This is a genomic window from Methyloparacoccus sp. NF-16, from assembly GCF_056880625.1.
The window spans coordinates 766,255-781,456 of sequence record NZ_CP174130.1 but is presented as its reverse complement, the minus strand read 5'-3'; the positions used below and the strand labels follow the sequence as shown (position 1 = coordinate 781,456).

General features: G+C 66.4%; 11 protein-coding genes, 4 pseudogenes and 1 other annotated feature. Of the genes and pseudogenes, 7 read left to right on the top strand and 8 right to left on the bottom strand.

Features of this window, described 5'->3' with window-relative positions:
• Window positions 1-9: 9 nt before the first annotated feature.
• The 5 genes from ACH5N8_RS03845 to rpe form a co-directional block, all read right to left on the bottom strand.
• Window positions 10-579 carry a transglycosylase SLT domain-containing protein gene (locus ACH5N8_RS03845; RefSeq protein ID WP_483282572.1) on the bottom strand — a complete coding sequence of 190 codons (570 nt, stop codon included), beginning with the start codon at window positions 577-579 and terminating at the stop codon, window positions 10-12.
• Window positions 580-635: 56 nt separating this feature from the next.
• The gene (locus tag ACH5N8_RS03840) at window positions 636-1,544 is read right to left on the bottom strand and encodes a cation diffusion facilitator family transporter (RefSeq protein WP_483282571.1); all 909 of its coding nucleotides are present in this window, start codon (window positions 1,542-1,544) and stop codon (window positions 636-638) included.
• 67 nt (window positions 1,545-1,611) lie between these two features.
• Window positions 1,612-3,090, bottom strand: a complete 1,479-nt coding sequence (trpE, locus tag ACH5N8_RS03835; RefSeq protein WP_483282570.1) for an anthranilate synthase component I — start codon at window positions 3,088-3,090, stop codon at window positions 1,612-1,614.
• Between the two features lie 57 nt (window positions 3,091-3,147).
• Window positions 3,148-3,840: a phosphoglycolate phosphatase gene (locus ACH5N8_RS03830; protein WP_483282569.1), complete on the bottom strand. Its 693-nt coding sequence runs from the start codon at window positions 3,838-3,840 to the stop codon at window positions 3,148-3,150.
• Window positions 3,816-4,556, bottom strand: coding sequence for a ribulose-phosphate 3-epimerase (rpe, locus tag ACH5N8_RS03825; protein ID WP_483282568.1), 741 nt, complete (start codon window positions 4,554-4,556; stop codon window positions 3,816-3,818). The genes ACH5N8_RS03830 and rpe overlap by 25 nt, the downstream gene beginning before the upstream one ends.
• A gap of 251 nt (window positions 4,557-4,807) precedes the next feature.
• Between rpe and polA the strand changes: the two genes are divergently transcribed.
• Window positions 4,808-7,510, top strand: coding sequence for a DNA polymerase I (polA, locus tag ACH5N8_RS03820; protein WP_483282567.1), 2,703 nt, complete (start codon window positions 4,808-4,810; stop codon window positions 7,508-7,510).
• A gap of 124 nt (window positions 7,511-7,634) precedes the next feature.
• Here the strand turns inward: polA and ACH5N8_RS03815 are convergent, their stop codons facing one another.
• Window positions 7,635-8,198: a hypothetical protein gene (locus ACH5N8_RS03815; RefSeq protein WP_483282566.1), complete on the bottom strand. Its 564-nt coding sequence runs from the start codon at window positions 8,196-8,198 to the stop codon at window positions 7,635-7,637.
• Between the two features lie 277 nt (window positions 8,199-8,475).
• Here ACH5N8_RS03815 and ACH5N8_RS03810 point away from each other — a divergent pair, with 277 nt between their 5' ends.
• From ACH5N8_RS03810 to ACH5N8_RS03800, 3 genes are all read left to right on the top strand, one after another.
• Window positions 8,476-10,458 carry a peptidase U32 family protein gene (locus ACH5N8_RS03810; RefSeq protein ID WP_483282565.1) on the top strand — a complete coding sequence of 661 codons (1,983 nt, stop codon included), beginning with the start codon at window positions 8,476-8,478 and terminating at the stop codon, window positions 10,456-10,458.
• A gap of 89 nt (window positions 10,459-10,547) precedes the next feature.
• Window positions 10,548-11,231, top strand: a complete 684-nt coding sequence (locus tag ACH5N8_RS03805) for an SOS response-associated peptidase (protein ID WP_483282564.1) — start codon at window positions 10,548-10,550, stop codon at window positions 11,229-11,231.
• Window positions 11,228-11,581 carry a DUF3301 domain-containing protein gene (locus ACH5N8_RS03800; protein ID WP_483282563.1) on the top strand — a complete coding sequence of 118 codons (354 nt, stop codon included), beginning with the start codon at window positions 11,228-11,230 and terminating at the stop codon, window positions 11,579-11,581. The genes ACH5N8_RS03805 and ACH5N8_RS03800 overlap by 4 nt, the downstream gene beginning before the upstream one ends.
• A gap of 270 nt (window positions 11,582-11,851) precedes the next feature.
• Here ACH5N8_RS03800 and ACH5N8_RS03795 read toward each other — a convergent pair.
• Window positions 11,852-11,986: pseudogene (locus ACH5N8_RS03795) on the bottom strand (IS3 family transposase); the annotation flags it as partial.
• Window positions 11,987-12,037: 51 nt separating this feature from the next.
• Here ACH5N8_RS03795 and ACH5N8_RS03790 point away from each other — a divergent pair.
• From ACH5N8_RS03790 to ACH5N8_RS03780, 3 genes and pseudogenes are all read left to right on the top strand, one after another.
• Window positions 12,038-12,951 (top strand): annotated as a pseudogene (locus ACH5N8_RS03790) (IS3 family transposase); the annotation flags it as partial.
• Window positions 12,316-12,432: a sequence feature (AL1L pseudoknot), on the top strand. (Overlaps the previous pseudogene by 117 nt.)
• 294 nt (window positions 12,952-13,245) lie before the next feature.
• Window positions 13,246-14,328 (top strand): IS110 family RNA-guided transposase, encoded by a 1,083-nt coding sequence (locus ACH5N8_RS03785; protein WP_483281294.1) that lies wholly within the window; start codon window positions 13,246-13,248, stop codon window positions 14,326-14,328.
• A 16-nt stretch (window positions 14,329-14,344) separates the two neighbouring features.
• Window positions 14,345-14,644 (top strand): annotated as a pseudogene (locus ACH5N8_RS03780) (IS3 family transposase); the annotation flags it as partial.
• 35 nt (window positions 14,645-14,679) lie between these two features.
• Here the strand turns inward: ACH5N8_RS03780 and ACH5N8_RS03775 are convergent.
• Window positions 14,680-14,989, bottom strand: a pseudogene (locus tag ACH5N8_RS03775) (DDE-type integrase/transposase/recombinase); the annotation flags it as partial.
• Window positions 14,990-15,202: the final 213 nt, after the last annotated feature.

Below are 15,202 nucleotides of genomic sequence, written 5' to 3'. Positions count from 1 at the left end.
ACGGGCGGTTCAGTTGGAGGCCAGCATCTGGTCGAGCTCGGCCCGGCAGTCCTGCAACTGCCGCTGGTAGCGATCGGCGGTTTCCTGGACATGCCTGGCGTAACTCAGGAGCCAGGGCTTCTGGCGGTGGCTGCCCCGCGCGTAGCCGCCCTGCCCTTCGTGGTAGGCCAGGTAGTGGCGGTACGCATCGCGGGGCGGAATGCCGAGCTCGACCTGGCTCTGACGCGCATACCAGCCGACGAAATCCACGGCAGCGGCGAAATCGTCACGCTCGGCGCCGTCATTGCCGGTGCTGTCCCGGTAGCGCTCCCAGGTGCCGTCCAGGGCCTGGCTGTAGCCATAGGCGGTCGAGGGGCGGGACAACGGGATGACGCCCAGCCACCAGCGACGCGGCGGTTGCGCATCGGCGACATAGCCGGACTCGTGGCGGATGATCGCCATTTGCACGGCGATGGGCACGCCCCAGCGCTGCTGCGAGCTGCGGGCGGCCGCGTACCAGCCGTCCTGCTCCCGGAAAATGCTGCACACGCTGGCCGGCTCGCTGGGCGGTGTCGTGGCACAGCTCGCCAGGCCGAACACGGTTCCCAGCGCCCACGGGAGGTGATGCGCCCGACTGCGATGCCGCCGTCCGCTGCTCAATCGCAGTGGTCCGGTTCGAAGAACAGCCAGCGCACCCGGGGGAATGCGGTCTTCAGCGCCCGCTCGCAGGCGTTGATGGCATCGATCAGCTGGCGCGAGCCGGGTTGCTCGCGCAATTCGGCCTTCACCGCCACCATGATGTCGTCGCCCAGCTGCAGGGTGATGAGGTTGAACACCCGGACAACCTCCGGCCGGTCCTCGAGCCATTCCCGCATCGCCTGGCGGGTCTGTGGCTCCACGCTCTCGCCGATCAGCAGGCTCTTCACCTCGGCGCCGACCCCGATGGCGACGCCCACCAGCAGCAGTCCGATGGCGATGCTGCCCAGGGCATCGAAGACCGGATTGCCGGTCGCGATGGTCAACAGGATGGCGATCAGGGCCAGCAACAAGCCCGCCAGGGCGGCGATATCCTCACCCAGCACCACGAGCAGAGCGCTCTGCCGGGTCTCGCGGAACCATGCCCACAGACCCTGAGACCCCCGCACCCGGTCGACCTCCTGCAGGCAGGCGCGCAGGGAGAACGCCTCCATGACGATGCTGAAGACCAGGATCACCACCGCCAGCCAGGGCGTGGCGAGCGCGGTCTCCTGGTCCAGCTTGTGAACGCCCTCATAGATGGAAAACACGCCGCCCATGCTGAACAGGATCAGCGCCACGATGAAGGACCAGAAATAGATCGCCTTGCCGTAACCCAGCGGATGCTCGGGGCTGGGCGGCTGCTGGGCGCGCTTCAGGCCCCACAGCAAGAGCCCCTGGTTGCCGCAATCGGCAAAGGAGTGGATCGCCTCCGCCAGCATCGAGTTCGAGCCGGTATGAATCGCCGCGGCCAGCTTGGCGACGGCGATGGCGGCATTCGCCCCCAGGGCGAAGAGGATGGATCTCAGCGAGCCGCCGGATGCGGACATCGGCACATCTCGTGGACGGCGCGCCGGGTACCGGCGGGTCGGGCCGGGGCAGTGGCAGGCGAAGCGCTCATCCCTGGTCCAGCCCGGCCTCGGCCATGGCGACGGCTCGGAACACGGCGCGTCCCTTGTTGAGCGTTTCCTCCCACTCGTTGAGCGGAATGGAGTCGTGCACCACGCCGGCGCCGGCCTGGATATGCAGGGTGCCATCCTTGATGACGGCGGTACGGATGGCGATGGCGGTATCGAGGTTGCCGGACCAGCCGACATAGCCGACCGCGCCGGAGTAGACGCCGCGCTTGACCGGTTCCAGCTCGCCGATGATTTCCATCGCCCGGATCTTCGGCGCGCCGCTGACGGTACCGGCCGGGAAGGTGGCGCGCAGCACGTCGAAAGCATCCTTGCCGCCTTGCAGACGGCCGGTGACGTTGGAGACGATGTGCATCACGTGCGAATAGCGCTCGATGATCATGCGGTCGGTGACCTTGACCGAGCCGGTCTCGGCCACCCGGCCGGCATCATTGCGGCCGAGATCGATGAGCATCAGGTGTTCGGCGACCTCCTTGGGATCGGCCAGGAGATCCTTTTCCAGCGCCAGATCCTCCTCTGGCGTCTTGCCGCGGCGGCGGGTGCCGGCAATCGGCCGGACGGTGACCACGCCGTCCTCCAGCCGCACCAGGATCTCCGGCGAGGAACCGACGACCTGGAAATCGCCGAGGTTGAGCTGGAACAGGTACGGCGAGGGATTCAGGCAGCGCAGTGCCCGATAGAGGTCCAGCGGCGCGGCCGCGAACGGGATGGACATGCGCTGCGACAGCACCACCTGCATGACATCGCCCTCGACGATGTAGTCCTTGATGCGGCGCACGCCCTTCTCGAAGCCCTCCTGGGTGAAGCCGGACACGAAATCGGTCTCCTCGACCGCGCGCGGCGACGCCAGCCGGCTTTCCGGCAGGCGCGTCTGGCGGAGCTCGCGGATGAGCCCGTCGAGCCGCGCCTCGGCGCGCACCAAGGCGTCCGGCTCGGCAGGATCGGCGTGGGTGATCACGAGCAACCGGCCCCTGAGGTTGTCGAACACCAGCACGTCCTCGGACACCATCAGCAGGATATCCGGTGCGCCGATGGGATCGGGCTTGTCGCTGCGCAGCTGCGGCTCGATGTAGTGGATGGTCTCGTAGCCGAAGTAGCCGACCAGCCCGCCGGTAAAGCGCGGCAGGCCATCAATGGCGGGCACCCGGTAACAGGCGGCGAAATCCCGGATCCAGCTCAGCGGATCACCGACGGCCAGGCTCTCCTCGATGCGGCCGTCGCGCTCGATGGTGATCGCGGGGCCACGCACGCGAATGACGGTCTGGCAAGGCAGGCCGATGATCGAATAGCGCCCCCACTGCTCGCCGCCATGGACCGATTCGAACAGATAGGAGTACGGCGCGTCCGCCAGCTTGAGATAGGCGCTGAGCGGCGTGTCGAGGTCGGCCAGCACCTCGCGGGTGACGGGTATGCGGTTGTAGCCCTCGCGGGCGTAGCGCTCGAACTGTTCAGGCGTCATGGGTGCGCTTCGGTCTGGAGGTGGTTGATGCCATCGGCGAAAGCCGTCGGGAAAGGGTCACGGGCTGAGCGCCGGCGCGGCGTCCACGAGTTCCGGCAATTCGGCCAGGCTCTCGACCACGGCATCCGGCGCCAGTGCCGCCGCGCCCGCGCCACCATGGTAACCGTAGGGCACGGCCACGAACATGAAGCCGGCCGCACGGGCAGCCTCGGCATCCGCCGGGGAATCACCGACCATCAGCGCCTGCGCGGGCTCGACGCCAAGCCGCTCGGCGGTCTTCAGCAGAGGCTCGGGATGCGGCTTGTGATGCTGGAACTGGTCGCCCGAAGCCAGGACTTCGAAATACCCGGCCACGCCCAGTTGCTCCAGCAGGTCGCGCGTGAAACGGGAGTGCTTGTTGGTGACGCAGGCCAGCCGGTAGCCGCGGGCGCGCAGGCGCTCGAGGCAGTCCCGGGCCCCGGCGTAGAGCCGGGTCCGGCGGCTGAGGTTGGCGCCGTAGATATCCATGTACAGCGCCAGCGCGTCGGCAAAGCCCTCCGGCTCCGCCACCGGCCACTGCTCGCCGGTCAGCGCCCGCTTGACCAGCATCGGCATGCCGTGGCCGATCCAGCCGCGCACCCTGCCTTCCCCGGCGGGCGGACGGCCCAGCCGGGTCAGCATCGCGTCGATCGAATGGGCCAGATCCGGCGCGCTGTCGACCAGCGTGCCGTCCAGATCAAAGACGATCAGTGATGGCCGCCGCCGCAGCATCCGCCGGAGTGGGCATGGGCCTTCGGCGGCTGGGCCTTGGCAAGTTCGTCGCGCATCGCCTGGATGATGCTGTCGTAGCGGTTGGGATCGCTGTCCTTGCCGGCGCCGAACACGGCGGAACCGGCAACGAAGGTGTCGACCCCCGCCTCGGCGATCTCGCGGATGTTGGCCGGACCGACGCCGCCGTCGATCTCCAGGCGGATGTCGCGGCCCGAGGCCTGGATGATCTGGCTGACGTGGCGGGCCTTCTCCAGCACATAGGGGATGAACTTCTGGCCGCCGAAGCCGGGGTTGACCGACATCAGCAGGATCATGTCGATCTTTTCCAGCGTGTATTCCAGCACGTCGATGGGCGAGGCCGGATTGAACACCAGACCGGCCTTGCAGCCGGAATCCTTGATCAGGCCGAGGGTGCGGTCGACGTGCTCGGAGGCTTCCGGATGAAAGGTGATGTAGGTGGCGCCGGCCTTGGCGAAATCGGGGATGATGCGGTCCACCGGCTTGACCATCAGGTGCACGTCGATCGGCGCGGTGACGCCGTACTTCCGCAGCGCCTCGCAGACCAGCGGGCCGATGGTGAGATTGGGCACGTAGTGGTTGTCCATCACGTCGAAGTGCACGACATCGGCGCCGGCCTTGAGAACATTGGCCACTTCCTCGCCCAGGCGGGCGAAGTCGGCAGACAGGATGGAGGGGGCAATCCAGGGTGTATTCATGATCGGGTGGCTCGCTCGATGGACGGATGAGGTGGCCGGCTCCCGCGCCGTGCCGGAACCAGGCTTGCCCATTTCCCGAACGAGCGCCAATCTCGCCGGGCCGGGGCTTGAAGGCGAGTATTCTCACACTTGGCTTGAGGACCGGCAAGCAACCGTCCGGCTGCCGGCCTTCGGTGCCGCAGCGGGGTGGCAGGGTGTCGGGCGGGGGGACTGCTAGAATGCCGCCACCTCATCCCCGCGCCATGGTCCGCATGTCCAACCCTGCCCGCACCCTCGTCCTCGTCGACGGCTCGTCGTTCCTCTACCGTGCCTTCCATGCCCTGCCGCCGCTGACCAACTCCCGCGAGGAGCCGACCGGAGCGGTACTGGGCGTCGCCAGCATGCTGCGCAAGCTGCTGTCGGCCTATCCCGGCGCCCATATCGGCGTGGTCTTCGACGCGCCGGGGCGGACCTTTCGCGACGATCTGTTCGAAGCCTACAAATCCCACCGCCCGCCGATGCCGGATGCCCTGCGGGCGCAGGTCGAGCCCCTGCATGCCGTCATCCGCGCCATGGGGCTGCCACTGCTGATCGAGACCGGCGTGGAGGCCGACGACGTCATCGGCAGCCTGGCGGTGCGGGCGGCGGCGGCCGGCTATGACGTGATCATCTCCACCGGCGACAAGGACATGGCACAGCTGGTCAGCGACCGCATCACGCTGGAAAACACCATGACCGATACCCGCCTGGACCGCGAGGGCGTCATCGCCAAGTTCGGCGTGCCACCGGAACGCATCGTCGACTACCTGACCCTGGTCGGCGACACCGCCGACAACATTCCGGGCGTGCCCAAGGTCGGACCCAAGACCGCCGCCAAATGGCTGCAGGACCATGGCTCGCTGGACGAACTGGTGGCCCGGGCCGATACGGTCGCCGGCAAGGTCGGCGAGAACCTGCGCGCCTCGCTCGGACAGATTCCCCTGTCGCGGCAGCTGGCAACCATCCGCTGCGACCTGGAATTGCCGCTGACGCCCGACCAGCTGGGCTGCGCGCCGCCGGACCTGGCCGAGCTGCGCGCCTGGCTGACACGACTGGAATTCCACAGCTGGTTGCGGCAGCTGGAGGCCGACGGCGATCCCGCTCCGGCGGCACCGCGCAGCGGGATCGAGACGCGCCACGCCTGCGTGCTGACGGAAGCCGACCTGGAGCGCTGGCTGGCAAGGCTGGCCGCGGCCGAGCTGTTCGCCTTCGATACCGAAACCACCAGCCTGGACTACATGCAGGCGGACATCGTCGGTGTCTCGTTTGCCATGACCGCCGGCGAGGCGGCCTACGTGCCGCTGGCGCACGATTATCCCGGCCGGCCCGAGCAGCTGTCGCGGGATGCCGTGCTAGCGCGGCTGCGGCCGCTGCTGGAAGACCCCCGGCGCGCCAAGGTCGGACAGAACCTCAAGTACGACGCCCATGTGCTCGCCAATCATGGCATCGCCCTGCGCGGTATCCGCCATGACACGATGCTGCAATCCTATGTGCTGAACAGCACCGCGAGCCGCCATGACATGGATTCGCTCGCCCGGCATTACCTGGGACACACCACCATCACCTACGAGGATGTCGCCGGCAAGGGCGCCAAGCAGATGCCGTTCGCGGCGGTCGAGATCGCCGACGCCACCGCCTACGCGGCCGAGGATGCGGACATCACCCTGCGCCTGCACCAGCATCTGTGGCCGCGGCTCGAAGCCGAGGCGGAGCTGAAGCGGGTCTACGAGACCCTGGAAATCCCCCTGGTGCCGGTCCTCACCCGCATCGAACGCACCGGCGTGCTGGTGGACGTTTTCAAGCTGGCCGCGCAGAGCCGCGAGCTGGAGCAGCGGCTGCAGGACATCGAGCAGGCGGCGCACGAGGTTGCCGGTGGCGCGTTCAATCTCGGCTCGCCCAAGCAGATCCAGGCCGTCCTCTACGATCAGCTGCAGCTGCCGGTACTGAAGAAGACGCCCAAGGGACAGCCCTCGACCGACGAATCGGTGCTGGCGGAACTGGCGGAGCACTACGACCTGCCGCGCCTGATCCTCGATTACCGCTCGGTCGCCAAGCTGCGCTCGACCTACACCGAAAAGCTGCCGCAGCAGATCAACCCGCGGACCGGGCGGGTGCATACCTCCTATCACCAGGCGGTAGCGGCCACCGGCCGGCTGTCATCGTCCGATCCCAACCTGCAGAACATACCGGTCCGCACCGCCGAAGGCCGCCGCATTCGCCAGGCCTTTGTCGCTCCGTCCGGCCACCGCATCCTGGCGGCGGACTATTCGCAGATCGAGCTGCGCATCATGGCGCATTTTTCCGGCGATGCCAGCCTGCGCGCCGCCTTTGCCGCAGGCACCGATGTGCATCGCCACACGGCGGCCGACGTGTTCAGCGTCGCCCCGGAGGCGGTGACCGCCGATCAGCGCCGCTCGGCGAAGGCGATCAATTTCGGCCTGATCTATGGCATGTCGGCGTTCGGTCTGGCCAGGCAGCTGGGCATCGACCGGGGGCTGGCGCAGGAGTACATCGATATCTATTTCCGACGCTACCCCGGCGTCAAGGCGTTCATGGATCAGAGCCGGGAAACCGCCCGCGCGCGCGGCTACGTGGAAACGCTGCTGGGACGCCGGCTGTACGTGCCGGACATCCATTCCCGCAACGCGCAAAGCCGCCAGTACGCGGAACGCACGGCCATCAACGCGCCGATGCAGGGCACCGCCGCGGATATCATCAAGTCGGCGATGATCGCCGTGGACGGCTGGATTCAGTCCTCGGATTGCGGCGTGCGCATGATCATGCAGGTGCACGACGAACTGGTCTTCGAGGTGGCGGAGGACGCTCTCGAACGGGCCACCGAATCCATACGGGGCCTGATGGCGGAGGCGGTATCGCTGTCGGTGCCGCTCGCGGTCGACATCGGTGCCGGCGCCAACTGGGACGAGGCGCACTGAGGCGGTGCAGGCTTCCGGGTGGCCCAGCGGGTGCAGCGGAGGATGCCCGATGCGGTTTATGCCGGGCAAAAAAATCCGGCGGGCCCGGAACGGGCGCCGCCGGCCAAGTGCTCAAGTGGCAAGTTCAGATCTGGTCGACCACGGTGATACAGAGGTTGGTCGGCTTCTGCTGGCTGTCCAGCAGCGGCTTGATGGTAAAGCTGACGATGCTCTCGACACCCGCATCCCCCAGGTCGGCGGCGGGAACGTTCTTGAGCTTGACTTCGTCGCCCTGGATGGACCAGGTGTAGTCGGCATCGAACGCCTTGTTCTTGCCGGAATTTTCCAGGTCGACCTCGAAATTCGCGCCCGCGCAGGCTGGCGTCGGCGGCTTCAGATCCAGCACATGGGTGTGAAAGCCGCTGGGCAGCTGTTCATGCGTGCTGTCGTCGATGGGCAGATGGGTGGTCAGCACCAGGACATTGTTGGCGCCATCCGTCAGGGCACCATAGCCAAAGGCCCCGGCCTTGCCATCCATGGGGATGCCGCCCTGGGTCTCGATCTCGATCTCTAGGGTCTTGGCCCGTCCCTTCCACTCGGCCTCGACATCCTTGAACTTGAGGTGATCGGTGGCCGCCCAGGCAGGCGCGCCGGCGATGCAGAGACCCAGGAATCCCGCCTGTGTGAAGCTCAATAGTTGTTCTTTCATGGTTGTAGTACCTCAACATCATGATCATAGGTCCGCGGGAAGGCGATCCCGCCGCGGACATTATGGTATCGACGCAAAATATTTGCCAGAATTATTTTCGACTGAATACTTTCAGTCCTGCCCGGCGGACCCATCTGCGCCGGCGGCGGGCTCGCGAACACCGGGCCACGGGCTGGTCCGGCAGAGGGAAAGCCGGCCCGTCATCCGGCATGATCACGAATCCGCCGCCGGCTTTGCATTACCATAACGCCGCCGTTCTCCCCACCGACATCCCGCCATGAACGCCTCCCCCCACTCTCTCGAACTGCTGGCGCCGGCCAGGACCGCCGCTATCGGCATCGCCGCCGTCAACCACGGTGCCGACGCCGTCTACATCGGCGGTCCCGGCTTCGGCGCCCGCCACAACGCCGGCAACGCCGTGGCCGACATCGAACGGCTCGCGCGCCATGCCCACCGCTACGATGCCCGCGTCTTCGTCACCCTCAACACCATCCTCCGCGACGACGAACTGGAAACCGCCCGCCGCCTGGCCTGGCAGGTCCACGAGGCCGGCGCCGATGCGCTGATCGTGCAGGACATGGGCCTGTTGACGCTGGACCTGCCGCCCCTCCAGCTGCATGCCAGCACCCAGTGCGACATCCGCACCCCGGAGAAGGCCCGCTTCCTGCAGGACGCCGGCTTCTCGCAGATCGTGGTGGCACGCGAACTGACGCTCGACCAGGTTCGCGCCGTGGCGGCCGTGCTGGATCGGGCGGCACTCGAGTTCTTCATCCACGGCGCGCTGTGCGTGGCCTACAGCGGCCAGTGCTACATCAGCCACGCCCACACCGGCCGCAGCGCCAACCGCGGCGATTGCTCGCAGGCCTGCCGCCTGCCCTACGAGGTACTGGACGGCCAGGGCCGCATCGTCGCCCACCAGAAGCACGTCCTGTCGGTCAAGGACAACGACCAGAGCGGCAACCTCAGGGCGCTGGTCGACGCCGGGGTGCGCAGCTTCAAGATCGAGGGCCGCTACAAGGATCTGGCCTACGTGAAGAACATCACCGGCCATTACCGCCGGCTGCTGGACCAGTTGCTGGAAGAACGCCCCGACCTGGGCCGGGCCTCCGGCGGCACGACCCGGCTGTTCTTCACCCCCGACCCGGAGCGCAGCTACAACCGGGGCCGCACCGATTACTTCGTCAACGGCCGGCAGCAGGACATCGGCGCCTTCGATACGCCGCAACACGCCGGGCTGCCGCTGGGCTGGGTGCAGAAGACCGCCGCCGATCATCTCGAGGTGGAATTGCACGAGGGCGTCGCGGCCCTGAACAACGGCGATACCCTGACCTATTTCGACTTGCAGAGGGAGTTGCGGGGCTTCCGGGTCAACACCGCCGAAGCCGTGGGCGGTCAACGTTGGCGGGCGTTCCCCAACGAGCCGATGGCGGCATTCAAGGATTTGCGGAAAGGCGTGGAGCTTTCCCGCAGCCGGGACATGGCCTGGGAAAGGCTGATGGAGAGCGACCGCACGGCGGAGCGGCGCATCGGCGTGGATCTGGCACTGATCGAAACGCCCACCGGACTGGCCCTGCAAGTGCGCGACGAGGATGGCCATGGCGCCTATGTCGAGCGGCCCCACGAACGCCAGGCCGCCCGCGACCCGGTCCGTGCCGAAGCCACGATACGGGACGCCCTCAGCAAGCTGGGCAACACCCTGTTCGCGGCACGGGACATTGTCGTGCAGCCGCTGGAGCGGAACCGGCCCGGCTTCTGGCCGGCGGCGCTGCTGAACGCCCTGCGCCGCGACGGCATCGCCGCGCTGGAACAGGCCCGCGCCGACGCCTGGACCCGCCTGCCCCGCGCCATCCCGGTGGCGCCGCCCGCCCGGTATCCCGGCGACAGCCTCAGCTATCTCGCCAATGTCTACAACCATGCGGCCCAGCGCTTCTACCTGCAGCATGGCGTCCAGTTGGTCGAGGCCGCCTACGAAAGCCACGAGGAAACCGGCGCGGCGAGCCTGATGATCACCAAGCACTGCGTGCGTTACTCGCTGTCGCTGTGCCCGAAGCAGACCAGGGGCGTAACCGGCGTCCAGGGCACCATCAAGGCCGAACCGCTGCAACTGGTCAACGGCAAGGAGCGGCTGACCCTGCAGTTCGACTGCAAGGCCTGCGAAATGCACGTGGTGGGCAGGATCAAGCGCACCGTGATGAACGAGGTGGCGGCGCAGCCGCTGCGGTTCTATCGACACCGGGCCAAGACCGCCCCGGCCGGCTGATCATGCATTGCCGCATAGCGCGAGCGCTGCCCGCCGGCAACCGGGGCCCGGCGCCCGGGCGCCAGCGCTAGCCGCCACGGATCGCCGGGATGTGTGGCCGCTTTGTCCGTTACTCGCCGGTCGCGGTATTCGCCGGGCTCTTCGACGCCGAGGGCCACCCCGAGGACCGGCCCAGCTACAACATCGCGCGCGGCAGCCGCATCCTGGTGGCCCGGCTGGGCCGCGACGGTCATCGCCAGCTGGCGCTGCTCAAATGGGGGCTGGTGCCGGCCTGGTCCGACGAGCCGAAGACGGCCTACTCGACCATCAACGCCCGCGCCGAGACCGTCGCCGACAAACCGGCCTTCCGCTCCGCCTTCCGCCATCGGCGCTGCCTGATCGCCGCCGACGGCTTCTATGAATGGCAACCGCAGCCGGACGGCCACAAGCAGCCCTACTATGTCCACCTGTCCGACCGGCAACCCTTCGCCTTCGCCGGCATCTGGGAGCACTGGACGCGCGACGGGCGAACGCCGCTGGACAGCTGCTCCATCCTGGTCACCGCCGCCAACAGCCGCATGCGGCCCATCCATGAGCGGATGCCGGTCATCCTGCCACCCGACCGATATGCCGACTGGCTGGATCCGGGCACAACCGATCCCGCCGCCTTGCAGCCGCTGCTGGCGGCCTGCCCGGCGGCGCGGATAAGCCTCCATCCGGTCAGCACCGTGGTCAACAATCCCCGGAACGATGGCCCCGACCTGCTGCACCCCAGGGAAGCGGACACGCCATGATGCTGGCTGATCTCGCCATCGCCGGGCTGATCGCCGGCATTGGCGGCTACTGGTACAGCGCCATGCGGGCGCGGGAAGCCGGGCTTGTGGCCGTCCACGCCGCCTGCGAGGCGGAAGGACTGCAATTGCTGGATGAAACCATCGCCTTCGTGCGCATGCGACCACAGCGCAACCGCACCGGCCAGCTCTGCTGGCTGCGGGTCTATGCCTTCGAATACAGCGACACAGGCGATAACCGCCGGCCCGGCAGCATCCACCTGCTGGGGGACGAGGTGATCCTGCTCAGCCTGGGGCAACCGACGCCCCAGCCGCGAGACGTCGAGCGGAGCCGCTGGACGGACAACCACTGAGTCACGGCGGCATAACCAGGGCGGGACCGACCAACCGCTCCCCACCCCCGCACAGGCCGCCGGATGCGATGCCGGGTTGCCCGCAGCCGCCGCATCCGACACACTCCCCCGCCCGCTGTCCGGCTGTCGTGGCTCACGAACGGGCGGGACACGCGACCCCAAGCTTCAACATGCCCCATACCGGAGTACTGCAACCATGTTGTCCATCCTGCGAACCCTGCTGGCCGCGCTGCTGATCGCTGATCTGGCAAGACTTTTCCGGACACAAAATCAGGCAGCTTTTCGGTGCAGTTGCTCGAACTCGACGGGAGTTCGATAACCGAGTGTCGAATGCTTGCGCTGCCGGTTATAAAACACTTCGATGTACTCGAAGATCTCTTGCTTGGCCTGCTCTCGGGTCTCGAAATGAACGGCCCCGGGTTTTGAGGAGGCTCCAACACTTGAGAAGATGGAGCCATGAACAAGTCAACAAAGTTCTCACCCGAGGTGCGCGAGCGCGCTGTGCGCATGGTGCAAGAGCACCGGGGCGACTACCCGTCGCTGTGGGCAGCCGTGGAATCGATTGCGCCCAAGATTGGCTGCGTGCCGCAGACGCTGCTGGACTGGGTCAAGCGCGAGGAAGTCGATGCCGGCCAGCGTGATGGCCTGAGCAGCAGCGAGCGCGAACGCCTCAAGCAACTGGAGCGTGAGAACAAGGAGCTGCGCCGCGCCAACGACATCCTCAAGGCCGCCAGCGCGTTTTTCGCCCAGGCGGAGCTCGACCGCCGTTTGAAGAGCTGAAGCGCTTCATCGACCAGCACCGCAACATGTTCGGGGTCGAGTCCATCTGCCAGGTGTTGCAGATGGCCCCGTCGTGTTATTGGCGCCACGCGGCCCGCCGGCGCCGGCCTGAACTGCGCAGCGCCCGCGCCCAGCGTGACCAGGCCCTTGCGGCTGACATCCAGCGCGTGTGGCACGCCAACTGGCAGGTCTACGGTGCCGACAAGGTCTGGCTGCAGATGAACCGCGAAGGCATCCGGGTGGCGCGTTGCACGGTCGAGCGGCTGATGAGGCGCCTGGGGCTGCAGGGCGCGCGTCGAGGCAAGAGCGTTCGCACGACCACGCCAGATGCAGCAGCGCCGTGCCCGCTGGACCGGGTCAATCGGGTGTTCAAGGCCGAGCGTCCCAATCAACTGTGGGTGTCGGACTTCACCTACGTCAGCACGTGGCAGGGCTGGCTGTACGTGGCCTTCGTCGTCGACGTGTTTGCCCGGCGCATCGTGGGCTGGCGCGTCAGCCGCACCATGCAGACGGACTTCGTGCTTGATGCGCTGGAGCAGGCCCTGTACGAGCGTCAGCCCGCTGCCAATGCCCTGGTGCACCATTCGGACAGTAAGAATGTCTTCGCCCGTGGTTCCTGGGCGGCCTGATTCTCACAACGATCGACCAGCCAGGGATGATAGGGCACTGCGATGTGTTCCAGGCGGCTTGCCCCCCACTCCGATCGACTGAACTCCGTGTCTTTCCCCGGACCTGTCGGCCACCTGGAAACGCTTTGCGGTGAGGCAAGACCTCGCCGGTGCCTGTGACTCGAGAAGGGCCTGACGTCCTGTCGCTTTACTGTCTTGTCCAGACATTTGGTTCAGGTAACGCCATTCCCCAGGGTCCAGAACCGGAGAGTTCTCATGTCTGAGCATCAGCATCCCATCAATCGCCGCGTGGTTGGCGGCGTCGACACGCATAAAGACCTGCACATGGCCGCCGTGGTCGATGAGCACGATCACGTATTGGGCACCGAGTGCTTTGCCAGCACTCGCCAAGGTTACCGACAGATGCTCGCCTGGATGCGATCTTTTGGCGAGGTCATCCGCGTCGGCGTGGAGTGCACGGGGACCTATGGCGCCGGCTTGCTGCGGTTCCTGCAGACATCCGGCGTCACGGTGCTGGAGGTGACCACGCCTGACAAAACGGATCGTCGTAAACGAGGCAAGGATGATGTCATCGATGCGCAAAACGCCGCCCATGCTGCCTTCGCGGGCACGCGCACGGTGACGCCCAAGCGCCGGGACGGCATGATTGAGTCCCTACGGGTCCTGAAGGTGTGTCGTAAGACCGCAGTAGCCGCCCGCCGCGTCGCCCTCCAGATGATCCAGACCACCATCGTGGCAGCTCCCGATGAGTTGCGTGAGTCCCTCAGAACCCTGACCCGCATGCAACTCATCCGGACCTTGGCCGCCTGGCGTCCTGATCTGACCGATTATCGTCAGGTGGCCTCGGCTTACCGGATCACCCTGAAATCCTTGGCGCGGCGCTATCTGGAACTCCATGACGAAATTGCCGACCTGGATATCATGATTGCAGGCTTGGTCCAGGAATTGGCGCCCGACCTGATTGCGCGAAACTCCATCGGTTATGAATCGGCCGCACAGTTGCTACTGACGGCCGGCGATAACCCCGAGCGCTTGAAGTCGGAAGCCAGCTTCGCCGCGCTCTGCGGCGCCAGTCCCGTGCCGGCCTCCTCCGGTAAAGTTACCCGGCATCGCCTAAACCGCGGCGGTGATCGAGCAGCCAACAGCGCGCTGCACATCATCGCTATCGGCCGGTTGCGGACCGATCCGCGCACCCAGGCCTACGTGGCAAAGCGGATTGCCGAGGGACATTCTAAGCTCGAAGCCCTTCGTTGCCTGAAGCGGTACATCGCCCGCGAGGTCTTCGGCCTGATTCGGAAACGTAATCGCGACATCAACCAGGTTCAAATTACCCCTTGACACTTAGAAGGGCGTCAGGGGGTCGCAATACCTGTCCATTCGGTACACGGAACGCCTGTCCGAAGCCGGCATCCGACCCTCGGTCGGCAGCAAGGGCGACTCCTAGACCATCAACGGGCTGTACAAGGCCGAATGGATTCACCGCCGGGGCCCCTGGAAAACCAGGGAATCCGTGGAACTGGCCACCCTGCAATGGGTGCATTGGTTCAACCACATCCGACTGCTCAAGCCGATTGGGGGCATCCCTCCGGCAGAAGCTGAGGCAAACTACTGGCGGCAACTCGCCAGTGAGGCCGCCACATCGGCCTCAACTTAAACCAACTGGCCTCCTCGATACCCGGGGCCGTTCAGCTGGCCTTCGTACAGGGCCTGTTCCAGCGAATCCATCATAAAGTCGGTGCGCATGGCGCGGCTGACCCGCCAGCCCGTGATGCGGCGGGGGTATACGTCAATGATCAAGGCCACCTACCGCCAACCCTGGCAGGTGTTGACGTAGGTGAAGTCCGGCATCCACAGTTCGTTGGCCCGGCTGGCATGGAACACCCAGTTGACGCGGTCCAGCGGGCCCGGTGCCGATGTGTCTGGTGTATTGGCGCGCACGCCCTCGCGCGCCATGCGGTCCCAGGCTGCGCATCCGCCGATCGACCGTGCAACGCGCCAGAGCCGTCAAGAACTGCCACGGCCTCTGCCGCTACTCACAAGTCCTCATTCATCTTGTCTGGGGGGCTAGCCGCACTGATCAGCAGGATTTTCGGGCGCCAGGCTCGCCTTCCAGTCCACCGTTGTTTTTTTAGGTGTGTTTCGGCACTCGATGAATCTGTGCGTATCCCATGCCGTGGGAATAGATTCGCTAAGGTCTGACACCCATGCGGAA